The sequence below is a fragment of the Pseudomonas caricapapayae genome (genome assembly GCF_001400735.1).
In the GTDB taxonomy this organism is placed as follows: Bacteria; Pseudomonadota; Gammaproteobacteria; order Pseudomonadales; family Pseudomonadaceae; genus Aquipseudomonas; species Aquipseudomonas caricapapayae.
In genome coordinates this window covers 55,043-69,449 of sequence record NZ_LJPW01000161.1, presented here as the reverse complement: position 1 = coordinate 69,449, position 14,407 = coordinate 55,043, and the positions used below count along the sequence as shown (strand labels likewise).

Annotated in this window: 13 protein-coding genes; 11 read left to right on the top strand and 2 right to left on the bottom strand. The window is 60.1% G+C overall.

The window, feature by feature from the left end:
• The first annotated feature begins 13 nt into the window (after positions 1-13).
• From ALO80_RS25120 to tldD, 5 genes are all read left to right on the top strand, one after another.
• Complete coding sequence (locus tag ALO80_RS25120) at positions 14-616, top strand: Maf family protein (RefSeq protein ID WP_055010941.1); 603 nt, start codon at positions 14-16, stop codon at positions 614-616.
• On the top strand, positions 613-2,070 hold the full coding sequence (rng, locus tag ALO80_RS25115) for a ribonuclease G (protein WP_054987373.1): 1,458 nt from the start codon (positions 613-615) through the stop codon (positions 2,068-2,070). The genes ALO80_RS25120 and rng overlap by 4 nt, the downstream gene beginning before the upstream one ends.
• A gap of 181 nt (positions 2,071-2,251) precedes the next feature.
• Positions 2,252-6,067: a YhdP family protein gene (locus ALO80_RS25110; protein ID WP_055010940.1), complete on the top strand. Its 3,816-nt coding sequence runs from the start codon at positions 2,252-2,254 to the stop codon at positions 6,065-6,067.
• 48 nt (positions 6,068-6,115) lie between these two features.
• A complete protein-coding gene (locus ALO80_RS25105) occupies positions 6,116-6,961 on the top strand; it encodes a carbon-nitrogen hydrolase family protein (RefSeq protein WP_055010939.1) in 846 nt (281 codons plus the stop codon).
• A gap of 2 nt (positions 6,962-6,963) precedes the next feature.
• Entirely contained in the window at positions 6,964-8,403 is a 1,440-nt protein-coding gene (tldD, locus tag ALO80_RS25100; RefSeq protein ID WP_055010938.1) for a metalloprotease TldD, read from the top strand.
• A gap of 48 nt (positions 8,404-8,451) precedes the next feature.
• Here tldD and yjgA read toward each other — a convergent pair whose 3' ends face one another.
• The gene (gene yjgA, locus ALO80_RS25095; protein WP_055010937.1) at positions 8,452-8,973 is read right to left on the bottom strand and encodes a ribosome biogenesis factor YjgA; all 522 of its coding nucleotides are present in this window, start codon (positions 8,971-8,973) and stop codon (positions 8,452-8,454) included.
• A 107-nt stretch (positions 8,974-9,080) separates the two neighbouring features.
• Between yjgA and pmbA the strand changes: the two genes are divergently transcribed.
• The 6 genes from pmbA to ALO80_RS32215 all read left to right on the top strand — a co-directional run bounded on the left by pmbA (position 9,081) and on the right by ALO80_RS32215 (position 14,094).
• Positions 9,081-10,427 carry a metalloprotease PmbA gene (gene pmbA / locus ALO80_RS25090; protein WP_055010966.1) on the top strand — a complete coding sequence of 449 codons (1,347 nt, stop codon included), beginning with the start codon at positions 9,081-9,083 and terminating at the stop codon, positions 10,425-10,427.
• 632 nt (positions 10,428-11,059) lie between these two features.
• Complete coding sequence (locus ALO80_RS25085; protein ID WP_055010936.1) at positions 11,060-11,455, top strand: hypothetical protein; 396 nt, start codon at positions 11,060-11,062, stop codon at positions 11,453-11,455.
• A complete protein-coding gene (locus ALO80_RS25080) occupies positions 11,448-12,824 on the top strand; it encodes a class II fumarate hydratase (protein ID WP_055010935.1) in 1,377 nt (458 codons plus the stop codon). The genes ALO80_RS25085 and ALO80_RS25080 overlap by 8 nt, the downstream gene beginning before the upstream one ends.
• Before the next feature lie 33 nt (positions 12,825-12,857).
• The gene (locus ALO80_RS25075) at positions 12,858-13,319 is read left to right on the top strand and encodes a tetratricopeptide repeat protein (RefSeq protein WP_055006897.1); all 462 of its coding nucleotides are present in this window, start codon (positions 12,858-12,860) and stop codon (positions 13,317-13,319) included.
• A gap of 1 nt (position 13,320) precedes the next feature.
• The gene (locus ALO80_RS25070) at positions 13,321-13,932 is read left to right on the top strand and encodes a superoxide dismutase (RefSeq protein ID WP_055010934.1); all 612 of its coding nucleotides are present in this window, start codon (positions 13,321-13,323) and stop codon (positions 13,930-13,932) included.
• 27 nt (positions 13,933-13,959) lie between these two features.
• Entirely contained in the window at positions 13,960-14,094 is a 135-nt protein-coding gene (locus ALO80_RS32215; protein ID WP_122301868.1) for a hypothetical protein, read from the top strand.
• 24 nt (positions 14,095-14,118) lie between these two features.
• Here the strand turns inward: ALO80_RS32215 and ALO80_RS25065 are convergent, their stop codons facing one another.
• Positions 14,119-14,391 carry an HPr family phosphocarrier protein gene (locus tag ALO80_RS25065; RefSeq protein ID WP_054985088.1) on the bottom strand — a complete coding sequence of 91 codons (273 nt, stop codon included), beginning with the start codon at positions 14,389-14,391 and terminating at the stop codon, positions 14,119-14,121.
• Between the last annotated feature and the right edge of the window lie 16 nt (positions 14,392-14,407).

The window sequence follows — 14,407 nt, the reverse complement described above, 5'->3', positions numbered from 1 at the left end:
CGGAGATGTCCTTATGCCCTTGCTTTATCTGGCTTCTGGCTCGCCGCGCCGCCGCGAACTTCTGATTCAGATCGGTGTGCCCTTTACCGTACTGAGCGCTCAGATCGACGAAACTCCCTTCGACCATGAAACCCCGACTGCCTATGTCGAGCGTCTTGCGCTGGGCAAGGCTCAGGCCGGGTTGTCTGTGCTGCCCGCTGAACAACAGGCCTGCGTAATGGGAGCTGACACTGCCGTGGTCCTTGACGGGCGCATTCTTGGCAAGCCGGCAGATGAAGCGGACGCCCTGGCCATGCTGACGGCCCTGTCGGGTCGCGAGCATGAGGTGATAACGGCCGTTGCGCTGAGTGATCGGCAACGCAGCGAAATCCGTACTGTGACCAGTCGCGTGCGATTTCGCCCGATTCAGGACCATGAGGCTCAGACCTATTGGGCCAGTGGCGAGCCTGTCGACAAGGCCGGGGGCTATGCCATTCAGGGGCTGGCGGCGATTTTCGTCGAAGGCCTGCAAGGCAGCTATTCTGGGGTGGTTGGTCTGCCTCTGTGTGAAACCGCAGAACTGCTTGGCCATTTCGGCATACCCTGCTGGCAATGCCTGGAAGGTGACAAGTCATGAGTGAAGAGATACTGATCAACATTACCCCGATGGAATCGCGGGTGGCGGTGGTAGAAAACGGTGTTCTGCAAGAGGTGCATGTCGAGCGTACCCAGCGTCGCGGGATCGTTGGCAATATCTACAAAGGCAAGGTAGTGCGGGTGCTGCCCGGCATGCAGGCGGCGTTCATCGACATCGGTCTGGATCGTGCGGCATTTATTCATGCATCGGAAATTTCCATGCGTGAAGGGCCAGCGGTCGAGAGCATTGCGTCGTTGGTGCATGACGGCCAGAGCCTGGTGGTGCAAGTCACCAAAGACCCGATCGGCAGCAAAGGCGCGCGGCTGACTACCCAGCTCTCCATTCCGTCACGGTATCTGGTGTACATGCCGCGCACTGCGCATGTGGGCATTTCCCTGAAAATCGAGGACGAGGCCGAGCGTGAACGACTGAAAAAAGTGGTCAGCGATTGTGTCGCCCTGGAGGGTATCAAAGAGGCCGGAGGCTTCATTCTGCGCACCGCAGCCGAAGGTGCCGGTGCCGATGAAATCCTCATGGACATCCGCTATCTGCGCAGGCTCTGGGATCAGATCGGCGAGCAGATCAAGACCGTCAGCCCGCCCACCGTGATTTACGAAGACCTGGGGCTGGCCCTGCGTACCCTGCGCGATCTGGTCAGCCCGCGCATCGAAAAAATCCGCATCGACTCGCGGGAAACGTTCCAGAAGACCACCCAGTTTGTGGCTGAACTGATGCCTGAAATAGCGGACAGGCTCGAGCATTATCCAGGCGAGCGGCCTATTTTCGACCTCTACGGGGTCGAGGATGAAATCCAGAAGGCCCTCGAGCGCAAGGTGCCGCTCAAGTCCGGTGGTTATCTGGTGGTCGATCCGGCCGAGGCGATGAGCACCATCGACGTCAATACCGGCGCGTTTGTCGGGCATCGCAACCTTGAAGAAACCATCTTCAAGACCAACCTGGAAGCGGCGACAGCCATTGCCCGGCAACTGCGTCTGCGCAATCTGGGTGGCATCATCATCATCGATTTCATCGATATGGAAGACGGTGAACACCAGCGTCAGGTGCTGCGCACGCTGGAGAAACAGCTTGAGCGCGATCACGCCAAGACCAACATCATCGGCATCACCGAGCTGGGTCTGGTGCAGATGACCCGCAAGCGTACCCGCGAAAGCCTCGAACAGGTGCTGTGCGAGCCTTGTCACTGCTGCGCAGGGCGGGGCAAGCTGAAGACCCCCGAGACCATCTGCTACGAAATCTTCCGGGAAATTTTGCGTGAGGCCAGGGCCTATCAGGCGGTGGGCTATCGTGTTCTGGCCAATCAGCGCGTGGTGGATCGTCTGCTCGACGAGGAGTCGGGCAATGTGGCCGAGCTGGAGGCCTTCATTGGCCGGACCATCCGTTTTCAGGTAGAAACCATGTACTCGCAGGAACAATACGACGTGGTGCTGCTCTGAGGGTGCTGATTGTTTGAAATATGATGACAAGTGCCCTTCGGGTTTCTGGCAGGTATGCCGTTTTATCGAGAATGATGCGTGGGAAACGAGCAAAACCTGGACCTGAACGCACCTGCACACCTGAACCGGAACCGCTTTGTCGACTCCGGTCCTTGCATCCCGCAGTGGAGGGCATCCTGAGATGGGACGCTTTCCTCGCTTCGTCGCAACCCTCACTCGCTGGGGCCTGAGCCTTTGCGCACTGATTCTGGTGCTGGCGGCACTGTACGTCAGCCTCGGGCGTCAGCTCGCGCCCTTGGTTGCAGAATACCGTGTCGACGTGGAAAGCCGGGCCAGCAGCGCGTTGGGCCTGCCGTTGAGCATTGGCAGCCTGGAAGGTAGCTGGAGCCGGTTTGCCCCGGTTTTGCTGGCCCACGACGTCATGGTCGGGGAGGGTGCCGCTGCCTTGCGCCTGGATCGCGTGAGGGTCGTTCCCGACCTCTGGGAAAGTCTTCTGGCGCGTGAAGTGCGTATCGCCCATCTTGAAGTGGACGGTCTGCAGTTCATTCTCAAGCAGGACAAGGAAGGCAGTTGGTCCGTCGAGGGCTTGCCGATGCGCAACGACAGCCCGTTCGACCCCGAGCAAGTGCTCAACCAGATGCAAATGGTCTCGCATTTGTCGCTGCTCGACAGCCAGGTCACTGTGCAGCCGTTTGACGCCTCGCCACTGACCCTGACCTATGTAAACCTCAGCCTGACCACTGGCAGTTACCATCAGCGCCTCGATGCACGCCTGACGTTGCCGGATGGCCAGCCATTTGCGCTGAATGTGCGCTCGCGCATTCAGGCCAGTGAGTGGAAAAACGCCGAGGCAGATGTCTACGCCAGTCTGCCGCAAAGCGACTGGGCGAAGTGGCTGCCGAAAAGCCTCACGCGGGAATGGACACTGTCAACGCTGCAGGCCGGTGGCGAGCTGTGGATGAACTGGGGCAAGGGCACCGTGCAACGCGCGACTGCACGGCTTAATGCGCCGCATATCAAAGGCGTTTATGCCGGTCGCAAGCCTTCAGCTGTCGACAACCTCGCGCTCAACGCCTGGTTTGCTCGCACCGACACAGGTTTTGACCTGAACCTCGATTCGCTGGCGATGAGCCTGGGCGACAAGCGCTGGGAAAGCCGCCTGCAACTCACGCAAACCGCCGCGACGCCTGACAGCGAAGAACTCTGGCATGTGCAGGCCGATCGCCTGGACCTTACACCTCTCACGCCGCTGATCGACTCCTTCGCGCCCCTGCCGGAGAAAGCCATGGCAGTGGTCGACGGCCTCAAGGTGACGGGCGGGCTGCGTAACGTCCTGCTGGATTACCGGCCACAGGCCACCGGCGACAAGCGCCTGAGCTTTGCCGCCAATCTCGACAAGGTGGGTTTCAATGCGTATCGCGGGGCGCCGGCGGCCGGAAACGTATCGGGTGCCATCAGCGGCGATCTGGGGCAAGGCGAGCTGCGACTCGACACCGACGACTTCATGCTGCATCTGGACCCTATCTTTGCCAAACCCTGGCACTACCGGAAGGCCAATGCCCGCCTGACCTGGAAACTCGATGATCAGGCGTTCACCCTCATCGCGCCGTATATCAAGGTGCTCGGCGACGAAGGCAAGATCGCGGCGGACTTTCTGATCAGGATTCACCTCGGTCACGACCAGGAAGACTACATGGACTTGCGCGTCGGCATGGTCGACGGCGATGGCCGTTACACCAGCAAGTACCTGCCTGCAGCCCTCAGTCCTGAGCTTGATCGCTGGTTGCGAACGGCCGTGGTGAGTGGGGCGGTGAAGCAGGGTTTCTTCCAGTATCAAGGCTCGCTGAACAAGAGTTCGCCCGACACCGCGCATGTCCTCAGCCTGTTTTTCGATGTCAGCAACGCAACCCTGGCATTCCAGCCGGGCTGGCCTTCGCTGACCGGCGTCGACGGCAAGGTGTACGTCGAAAACAGCGGCGTGCGAGTCAAGGCAAGTAAAGGGCAGCTGCTTGATACCAAAATCAGCAACGTACTGGTCAACATTCCCCACGTCCCGGCAGGTCAGGACAGCCACCTGCTGGTGGATGGCAGCTTCTCCGGCAATCTGGTCGATGGCCTGAAGATCCTCCAGCAGGCACCCATTGGCACGGCCAGCACCTTTGCCGGCTGGCAGGGCGAAGGTCCGCTGGACGGCAAGCTGAAGCTGGATATCCCGCTGGCCAAGGGCGTCGAGCCAAAGGTCGTGGTGGACTTCAGCACTGAAAATGCGCGTCTGAAACTGGTCGATCCGGTGCTGGAGTTGACTCGTCTCAAAGGTGATTTCCGTTTTGACAGCTCCAGTGGACTGAGCGGCAAGGGCATCAAGGCACAGGCATTCGATCGTCCTGTGACCGCGGAAATCGCCGCCGAGGGCAGGCCGGGCGATAACGTGACGCGCATTGTGGCAAACGGGCAGATAACCGTGAAAAGACTGACTGACTGGCTGAGTGTCACCCAGCCCCTGCCGGTCTCGGGTGACTTGCCGTATCAGCTGCAATTGACTCTGGATAGCAAAGACAGCCCGTTGGTGATCAATTCCACGCTCAAGGGCGTGGCGATCGACCTGCCCGCACCGTTCGGCAAGACCGCCGAGCAGGAGCGTCCCAGCGAATTTCGCATGACCCTGCAAGGTTCAGAGCGCAGGCTCGGCGCGGCCTATAACGATCAGGCCAACTTTGCTTTTGCTGCACCGAATGGCAAGTTTGCCGAGGGTCGCGGCGAGCTTTATCTGGGGCGCGGCGGAGCGATAGTGCCCGATGCCAAGGGGCTGCGGATTCGCGGCGAGTTGTCCGAACTGGACGTGGCACCCTGGCAGGAGCTGGCTGGGCGATATGCCGGCAATGATCCGGGCGGCAATGCAAAACAACTGCTTAACAGTGTTGATCTGCAGATCGGCAAGCTGACGGCGATGGGCACCACGCTGGACAACGTGCGTGTTCAATTGCAACGCAATGCTGCAGCCTGGGCGTTGTCACTGGACAGTGCGCTGGCCAAGGGGACTGCCGTGTTGCCCGACGCGAAGTCTGCGCCAATCGGCATCGACATGCTGTACGTGCGGCTGCCTGCCTCTGATCCGAATGCGGCAGTGGTCGAAAACGCGCCTGATCCTCTGGCCGATATCGACCCGCGTAATATCCCCGCACTGGATGTGAAGATCGCTCAGCTGTTTCAGGGCGACCAGTTGCTGGGCGCCTGGGCGCTGAAAACCCGACCTACGGCTACCGGTATGCGAATGTCTGACCTGAGCCTGGGGCTCAAAGGCATTCTGCTTGAGGGCAACGGTACCTGGGAGGGTACGCCCGGCGCCAGTAACAGTTCGTTCAAAGGCCGTCTGGCGGGCAAGAACCTTGCGGATGTGCTCAAAGCCTGGAGTTTCGCGCCGACGGTCACCAGTGAAAGTTTCGAAATGAATGTCGATGGACGCTGGCCAGGGTCGCCTGCCTGGGTCGGCCTCAAGCGCTACTCCGGCAGCCTGGATGCGACGTTGAACAGAGGCCAGTTTGTCGAGGTGGAAGGCGGTGCCCAGGCGCTGCGCGTGTTCGGACTGCTGAATTTCAACTCCATCGGTCGTCGTCTGCGCCTGGACTTTTCCGACCTGCTGGGCAAAGGGCTCAGCTACGACCGGGTCAAGGGGCTGCTGGTGGCCAGTAGCGGGGTTTATGTGACCCGCAACCCGATCACGCTGACCGGGCCGTCCAGCAACCTTGAGCTTAACGGCACGCTGGATATGGTTCGTGATCGTGTCGATGCGAAGCTGCTGGTGACCCTGCCGGTGACCAATAACCTGCCGATCGCTGCGCTGATTGTCGGCGCGCCGGCCATCGGCGGCGCGCTGTTCCTGGTCGACAAGCTGCTGGGCGACCGTGTCGCCCGCTTCGCCAGCGTGCAATACAAGGTCGAAGGCCCCTGGAAAGAGCCGAAGATCACGTTCGACAAGCCATTTGAAAAACCCCAGTAGCGCCTCATGGAGTACAGTGGTGGCCAGGTCATTGAGGAGCGGGTTGCCATGTCCTTTGCTGTGATTCAGATGGTCAGCCAGAGCGATGTCCAGGTCAATCTGGCCAGCGCTCGCCGGCTGCTCGAGCAGGCAGCCGACAGTGGTGCGCGGCTGGCGGTGTTGCCTGAAAACTTTGTCGCGATGGGGCGGCGTGACGTTGCCGATATCGGCCGTGCCGAAGCTTATGGGCAAGGACCTATCCTGCCGTGGTTGAAACTGGCGGCTCGCGACCTCAAGTTATGGATTGTCGCCGGAACTTTGCCGCTGCCGCCAGACGAGCGACCCGATGGCAAGGTGACGGCGTGTTCGCTGCTGATCGATGAGCACGGCGAGCAGGTGGCCCGGTATGACAAACTGCACCTGTTTGATGTCGATGTTGCTGACAATCGAGGCCGCTACCGCGAATCGGATGACTATGCTCGTGGAAGCAGGGTGGTGGTAGCCGACACCCCCGTCGGTCGTTTGGGGCTGACCGTCTGTTATGACCTGCGCTTCCCTGAGCTGTACACCGCGCTGCGTGAAGCGGGGGCTGAATTGATCACTGCGCCGTCAGCGTTCACGGCGGTAACGGGTGCGGCGCATTGGGACATCCTGATCCGGGCGCGCGCCATCGAAACCCAGTGTTACGTGCTGGCGGCAGCGCAGGGCGGGGTCCATCCGGGGCCTCGCGAGACTTACGGGCACGCGGCCATCGTTGATCCATGGGGCCGCGTACTGGCCGAGCAGGCACAGGGTGAAGCCGTGCTGCTGGCTACACGCGACAGTGAAGAACAGGCGTCCATACGGGCGCGGATGCCGGTGTCCAGTCACCGGCGCTTTTTTTCGCAGGACGCCATGCGGCCTGCTTCGGAGTGAATATGAGTGATCTGTCCTCAGTCAGCGAACACCTTCTGGCACCCGGCGGCCTGAACCTCGACAGCCTGCAATCGGTGCTGGGCGAACTCGCCGGGCCTGGGATCGACGCGGCTGATCTGTATTTTCAGGGCATGATCTCCGAGTCCTGGTCGCTCGAAGACGGCATCGTCAAGGAAGGCAGTTTCAATCTCGATCAAGGTGTCGGCGTGCGTGCCCAGTCGGGCGAGAAAACCGGTTTTGCCTACAGCAACGCGATCACCGCTGATGCATTGCGCACCGCCGCACGCGCTGCACGCTCTATTTCCCGCGCTGGCCAGAATGGCCGCGTGCAGGCATTCACGTCGCAGGACGTGGCCCAGCTGTATGCCCCGGATAATCCGCTGGAAGTGCTGAGCCGGGCTGAGAAAGTCGCGTTGCTCAAACGCATCGACGTTGCAACGCGGGCGCTGGACTCGCGTATCCAGCAGGTGTCGGTAAGCATGGCCGGTGTCTGGGAGCGCATTCTGGTGGCTGCTGCCGATGGCAGCCTGGCCGCCGATGTGCGCCCGCTGGTGCGCTTCAACGTGAGCGTTATCGTCGAGCAGAACGGCCGCCGCGAGCGCGGCGGGCATGGCGGTGGCGGGCGTACCGATTACCGTTATTTCCTGACCGACGATCGCGCCATGGGCTACGCCCGTGAGGCGCTGCGTCAGGCGCTGGTCAACCTGGAAGCGATTCCCGCACCGGCAGGCACCTTGCCGGTGGTGCTCGGTTCGGGCTGGTCCGGCGTGCTGTTGCACGAAGCGGTCGGTCACGGCCTTGAGGGTGACTTCAATCGCAAGGGCAGCTCGGCCTATAGCGGACGCATGGGCGAAATGGTTGCGTCGAAACTCTGCACCATCGTCGATGACGGCACCCTGGCGGGGCGTCGTGGCTCGCTGAGCGTCGATGACGAAGGCACACCTACCGAATGCACTACGCTGATCGAGAATGGCGTGCTCAAGGGCTACATGCAGGACAAGCTCAATGCCCGGTTGATGGGTGTCGCCCCGACCGGCAACGGCCGTCGAGAGTCCTACGCCCACCTGCCGATGCCACGCATGACCAACACCTACATGCTGGGCGGCCAGAGCGATCCACAGGAAATCATCGCCTCAGTGAAGCGCGGCATCTACTGCGCCAACCTGGGTGGCGGTCAGGTGGATATCACCAGCGGCAAGTTCGTGTTTTCGACCAGTGAGGCCTATTTGATCGAAGACGGCAAGATTACTGCGCCGGTCAAAGGGGCGACCTTGATCGGTAACGGGCCGGAAGCCATGAGCAGGGTGTCGATGGTGGGTAACGATCTGTCGCTGGACAGTGGCGTCGGCACATGCGGGAAAGATGGCCAGTCGCTGCCGGTCGGTGTGGGTCAGCCTACGCTGAAAATCGACGCGATTACCGTGGGTGGCACCGGTAGCTGAACGTGAGTCGGGGCCGGTTGCTTGCTGCTGCCGGCCCCGAGGGCGAAATCAACGCAGGCCGCGTTGAAGTTCGTCCAGCTCACGGATGTATTTGAAGATTTTGCGGCTGGTGGCCGGCGGTTTGTTGCGTGCAACTTCGTGCTGCGCCTGACGGATCAGCGAACGCAGCTGCTGACGGTCGGCATTGGGGTATTCGACAACGAATTTCTCGAGGTCGGCGTCATCGCCCGCAATCAGGCGATCGCGCCAGCGCTCCAGATTGTGGAAACGTTCATTGTATTGGCGAGTGGAGGCATCGAGTTGGTCCAGCAACACCAGAATGGCTTCCTGGTCCTGATCGCGCATCAGCTTGCCGATGAACAGAATATGCCGCTTTCGCGCGATGTTCGCCGTGTGCTTGGGCGCTTCGGCCAGCGCCTTGCGCAAAGCGTCGGTCAGCGGCAGCTTGGCCAGCACATCGGCTTTGAGTGTTGTCAGTCGCTCGCCGAGGTCGACCAGAGCATGCAGCTCTCGTTTGACCTGGGTTTTGCTTTTCTCCCCGTCGAGGGAGTCGTCGTAAGAATCAACCATGGGGGCAGTCCGCAAAGAAACGCCGCCATGATAACCAGTCGTGGGCCGCTTGTCCGGCCCGGTCGGTATTCGGCCTGTGCTGAAAGAAGAATTTGATGGAGAAAGTCATGAGTGCAACCCAAAGCGTCGGCCCACAAGCCTTGCCCGAGCTGCAGGAACAGGTCGAGCAGATCATCGCCGAAGCCCGGCGTCAGGGCGCCAGCGCCTGCGAAGTCGCAGTCTCGGTGGATCAGGGGCTGTCGACATCGGTCCGTCAGCGTGAAGTCGAAACCGTCGAGTTCAACCGCGATCAGGGCTTTGGTATCACCCTGTATGTCGGACAGCGCAAGGGCTCGGCCAGCACCTCGGCGACCGGTGCCGATGCCATTCGTGAAACCGTCGCCGCCGCACTGGCGATTGCCGAACACACCTCCGAAGATGAAAGCTCCGGGTTGGCCGATGCTGCGTTGATGGCCAAAGAGGTCATGGATTTCGACCTGTATCACACCTGGGACATAACCCCTGAACAAGCCATCGAGAAAGCGCTGATTTGCGAAGCGGCGGCCTTCGATGCCGACAGCCGCATCAAGAACGCCGACGGCACCACGCTCAACACCCATCAGGGCTGCCGCGTGTATGGCAACAGCAATGGCTTCATCGGTGGTTATGCGTCAACGCGGCACAGCCTGAGTTGCGTGATGATCGCCGAAGGCGAAGGCCAGATGCAGCGCGATTACTGGTACGACGTCAATCGCCTGGGCGAGTTGCTGGCTGACGCACAGAGTATTGGTCGCAAGGCTGCTTTACGTGCGGCGAGCCGCCTCGGTGCGCGCCCTGTGCCAACCTGTGAGGTGCCGGTGCTGTTTGCCGCAGAGCTGGCGGGTGGTTTGTTCGGCAGTTTTCTCGGTGCTATTTCCGGGGGCAACCTGTATCGCAAGTCATCGTTTCTTGAGGGGGCGCTTGGTCAGCAACTGTTCCCTGAGTGGATGACCATCGATGAGCGTCCGCACTTGAAGCATGCGATGGGCAGTTCTGCGTTCGACAGCGACGGTCTGGCAACATTTGCCAAGCCGTTCGTGGAAGGCGGTGATCTGGTTTCCTACGTATTGAGCACTTATTCCGGTCGCAAGCTGGGTATGCCGAGCACTGCCAACTCAGGTGGGGTCCACAATCTTTTCGTCACCCATGGCTCGGAAGATCAGGCCGCGCTGATTCGGCGCATGGGCCGTGGCCTGCTGGTGACCGAGCTGATGGGTAGCGGCCTGAACATGGTCACCGGTGACTATTCGCGGGGCGCAGCAGGTTTCTGGGTCGAAAACGGCGAAATTCAATTTCCGGTTCAGGAAGTGACCATTGCCGGCAACATGCGTGACATGTTCAAGCAGATCGTCGCCGTTGGCAGCGATCTTGAACTGCGCAGTAACATCCGTACTGGCTCGGTGCTGATCGAGCGTATGACCGTCGCGGGCAGCTGAGCCTGACGACGCTTCGCTTGTCCGCGATATGCAGGTTTTGTAGGAGCGGACTCGTCCGCGAACTGCCGGGAACCGGCAGCCAAACCAGACGCCTCGGTGCACCAGATACAATCAGGGTGGCCTGTTTTGGGGCCGAAGCAGCCCTTCGCTTGTCCGCGATATCCAGGTTTTGTAGGAGCGGACTCGTCCGCGAACTGCCGCGAACCGGCAGCAAAACCAGGCGCCTTGGTGCACCAGATACAACCAAGGTGGCCTGTTTTGGGGCCGAAGCAGCCCTTCGCTTGTCCGCGATATCCAGGGTTTGCAGGAGCGGACTCGTCCGCGAACTGCCGGGAACCGGCAGCAAAACCAGACGCCTCGGTGCACAAGATACAACCAAGGTGGCCTGTTTTGGGGCCGCTTTGCAGCCCTTCGCGGACAAGTCCGCTCCCACGCCCTCCGGGCCGAAGCAGCCCTTCGCTTGTCCGCGATATCCAGGTTTTGTAGGAGCGGACTCGTCCGCGAACTGCCGCGAACCGGCAGCAAAGCCGGCATCTCAGCACCTGTGTATGACGCACTCGCTTAAGATCACACTTGTAATGATTATTTATATCATTTAATAATGAATATCATTTATAAAATGAGCTGCGGTCATGGCGTCTGTTCTGCACGAGCTGCCTTATCTGGAAAACTGGCGTGGATTGAGTCTGCGGATTCGTTGTGCTCTTGAGCCAGACGAGCCCCGGCTGATCGAGCATTACCTGGCCGAAGGACGTTATCTGGCGCTTTTTACCGCCACGCCTCAGCTCATGGTTGCCGAAACCACTTTCCGCCTGTTGATGGACACTGCGCGCGACACGGCATTGCCGTGGCACTGGCGTTGCCTGTGCCTGGACCAGGCCTGGCGGCCGCTGCGTGATCTACAGGCAATTGCCTCCACGCCCGCCCGACGTCAACGCTGGCAAGCCTGTGTCCATCAACTGGCAAGTTGTGTGCTGCAGCCCTCTATTCCCCTTTCTGAACTGGTGCAAGGACATTGCGATGAGTAATACCCGTATAGAACGCGACAGCATGGGCCAGCTACAGGTCCCGGCCGAGGCCCTTTACGGCGCGCAGACTCAGCGTGCGGTGGAAAACTTTCCGATCAGCCATCAACGCATGCCCCGGCAGTTCATCCGCGCACTGTTGCTGGCCAAGTCGGCTGCGGCGCAGGCCAATCTGGAGCTGGAACAGATCAGCGAAGGGCAGAGCAGGGCGATTGTCAGTGCCGTGAAGGACCTGCTGGCCAGTGATTACATGGCTCATTTTCCGGTTGATATTTTCCAGACCGGCTCAGGCACCAGTACCAACATGAACGCCAATGAGGTAATCGCAACGCTGGCCACGCGTGTGCTGGGCGAGCATGTCAATCCCAATGACCACGTCAACTGCGGGCAGAGCAGCAACGACATCATCCCGACCACGATTCATGTGAGTGCTGCGCTGGCGCTTCACGAACAACTACTGCCCGCACTCGCCCATCTGACGCACGTAACCGAACACAAGGCCGAGCAGGTCCATGCCTTCGTCAAGACCGGTCGTACGCATCTGATGGACGCCATGCCGGTCCGAATGAGTCAGGTGCTCAACGGTTGGTCGCAGCAGATTCGCGCCAACATCGAGCATCTGCAAGCTCTCCAGCCGAGCCTGCAGTCGCTGGCTCAGGGCGGCACTGCAGTCGGTACCGGAATCAACGCGCATCCCGAATTTGCGGCGCGTTTCAGTCATCAGTTGAGCGCCTTGACCGGTGTGCAGTTCGCACCTGGCAAGAACCTGTTCGCGTTGATCGGTTCGCAGGACACGGCGGTCGCGGTATCCGGCCAGCTCAAGGCCACGGCAGTATCACTGATGAAAATTGCCAACGACCTGCGCTGGATGAATTCGGGGCCGCTGGCAGGGTTGGGCGAGATTGAGCTTGAGGCGTTGCAGCCGGGTTCGTCGATCATGCCGGGCAAGGTCAACCCGGTCATTCCGGAAGCCACTGCCATGGTCGCCGCGCAAGTGATCGGCAACGACGCCACGATCACTGTGGCAGGGCAGTCCGGCAACTTCGAGCTTAACGTGATGCTGCCAATCATTGCCCAGAACCTGCTCAGCAGCATCGAGCTACTGGCCAACTCCAGTCGTCTGCTGGCTGACAAGGCGATTGCGAGCTTCAAAGTCAATGAATCCAAGCTCAAGGAGGCGCTGTCGCGCAATCCGATTCTGGTGACTGCCCTGAACCCGATCATCGGTTATCAGAAAGCCGCCGAAATTGCCAAAACCGCTTACAAGCAGGGCCGCCCGGTCATTGACGTGGCCCTCGAGCACACCGATCTGCAACGCAGTGAGCTGGAAGTGTTGCTCAACCCCGAAAAACTTACCGCTGGCGGTATTTGATTCCAGTCAGCCAACGTCCCCTGGAGGTATGTCATGCAGCATTGGAAACGCACCATCGAGCAGGCCAATCGCTGTTTTAATCTCGGCGAGTGGGTCGAAGCCCGCGAACTGTATCTCCAGGCGCTGGCGTTGGCGCAAGTACTGTTCGAGCGTTGGGCGGATGTGGATGAAGCCGTCGCAGCCTGTGTGATTTCTCACCACAACCTGGCGGACCTGCACCTGAGTCTGGGCCAGCCGGAGGAAAGTGCCGAGTACCTGTGTGCCATCCATCAGCATCTGTTGCAGACCATGCAGAACCAGCGTCTTCCCCCTGCCCTGCGTGAGGCAGCCTTGCGTCACAGCAGCAAAACCTACGCCGAGCTGTTGAGCTTTATCAGCGAGCACGGCGAATACCCGCGCACTCATCGGTTGCTCAACAGCAGCAGCGAGCACACGCGCTCATCGCTGCAGCGCCGTTCGGCAACCACTTCCGGACTCTTCTACGGAGCACATTGAAATGCCCTATACCTTGCCTGCACTGCCTTATGCATACGATGCCCTTGAGCCGCACATCGATGCGCAGACCATGGAAATCCATTACACCAAGCATCACCAGACTTACATCAACAATCTCAATGCGGCGGTCGAAGGTACCGAGTTTGCTGACTGGTCCGTCGAGAAACTGGTCGCCAGCATCAAACAGTTGCCTGAAAACCTGCGTCCTGCGGTGATCAACCAAGGTGGCGGTCATGCCAATCATTCGTTGTTCTGGGAGGTGATGGTGCCAGGCGGCGGTGGGTTGCCCAAAGGCCCTGTCGCGTTGGCCATCGACGAGCAGTTGGGCGGTTACGACAGCTTCAAGGAAGCGTTTACCAAAGCCGCCTTGACTCGTTTCGGCAGCGGCTGGGCATGGCTGAGCGTCACCCCTGAGAAAAGACTTGTGGTTGAAAGCAGCGGGAATCAGGACAGCCCGTTAATGAATGGCAATACGCCGATTCTGGGGCTGGACGTGTGGGAGCACGCCTATTACCTGCGCTATCAGAATCGCCGTCCCGAATACATCAACGCGTTTTACAACGTGATCAATTGGGATGAGGTGTCTCGACGTTATCAGGCCGCTCTGGCCTGACTCCAGCAACCCGACCCAAGGCAATTTATGCGTTCCGGGATACTCGCGATCAGCAGTGTGCGGTTGGTTCGTCTGGCGGTAGGGATTGTGCTGCTGGTGGCGGGTATGGCGTTACTGATTGCTCAAGGACTGAGCTGGTTGCGCCTGCAATGCTGGTTGTAATGCTTACAGCGATGGGATGAGGGCTTACTCGCCCTCATCAAACCTGTTGTCGATCAGCTCGACCAGGCCATCCAGTGCTTCCTGTTCGAACTCGCCTTCGGTGTGCAGGTGGATCTCGGTACCTTTGCCTGCAGCCAGCATCATCACCGCCATGATGCTTTTGCCGTCGACCATGGTCTGCGGCGATCGGCCGACCCTGATCGTGCAAGGGAACTTGCCTGCGACGCCCACGAATTTGGCAGCAGCGCGGGCGTGCAGACCCAGTTTGTTGATGATGGTTATTTGACGAGCGGGCATCGCAGTGAAAATCCTT

Excerpts from the sequence above, each read along its gene's own strand:
- ALO80_RS25105 (WP_055010939.1), top strand. The coding sequence starts at position 6,116 with ATGTCCTTTGCTGTGATTCAGATGGTCAGCCAGAGCGATGTCCAGGTC.
- ALO80_RS25085 (WP_055010936.1), top strand. The coding sequence starts at position 11,060 with ATGGCGTCTGTTCTGCACGAGCTGCCTTATCTGGAAAACTGGCGTGGA.
- yjgA (WP_055010937.1), bottom strand. The coding sequence starts at position 8,973 with ATGGTTGATTCTTACGACGACTCCCTCGACGGGGAGAAAAGCAAAACC.
- pmbA (WP_055010966.1), top strand. The coding sequence starts at position 9,081 with ATGAGTGCAACCCAAAGCGTCGGCCCACAAGCCTTGCCCGAGCTGCAG.
- ALO80_RS25075 (WP_055006897.1), top strand. The coding sequence starts at position 12,858 with ATGCAGCATTGGAAACGCACCATCGAGCAGGCCAATCGCTGTTTTAAT.
- ALO80_RS25120 (WP_055010941.1), top strand. The coding sequence starts at position 14 with ATGCCCTTGCTTTATCTGGCTTCTGGCTCGCCGCGCCGCCGCGAACTT.
- ALO80_RS25080 (WP_055010935.1), top strand. The coding sequence starts at position 11,448 with ATGAGTAATACCCGTATAGAACGCGACAGCATGGGCCAGCTACAGGTC.
- ALO80_RS25110 (WP_055010940.1), top strand. The coding sequence starts at position 2,252 with ATGGGACGCTTTCCTCGCTTCGTCGCAACCCTCACTCGCTGGGGCCTG.
- ALO80_RS25065 (WP_054985088.1), bottom strand. The coding sequence starts at position 14,391 with ATGCCCGCTCGTCAAATAACCATCATCAACAAACTGGGTCTGCACGCC.
- rng (WP_054987373.1), top strand. The coding sequence starts at position 613 with ATGAGTGAAGAGATACTGATCAACATTACCCCGATGGAATCGCGGGTG.
- ALO80_RS32215 (WP_122301868.1), top strand. The coding sequence starts at position 13,960 with ATGCGTTCCGGGATACTCGCGATCAGCAGTGTGCGGTTGGTTCGTCTG.
- tldD (WP_055010938.1), top strand. The coding sequence starts at position 6,964 with ATGAGTGATCTGTCCTCAGTCAGCGAACACCTTCTGGCACCCGGCGGC.
- ALO80_RS25070 (WP_055010934.1), top strand. The coding sequence starts at position 13,321 with ATGCCCTATACCTTGCCTGCACTGCCTTATGCATACGATGCCCTTGAG.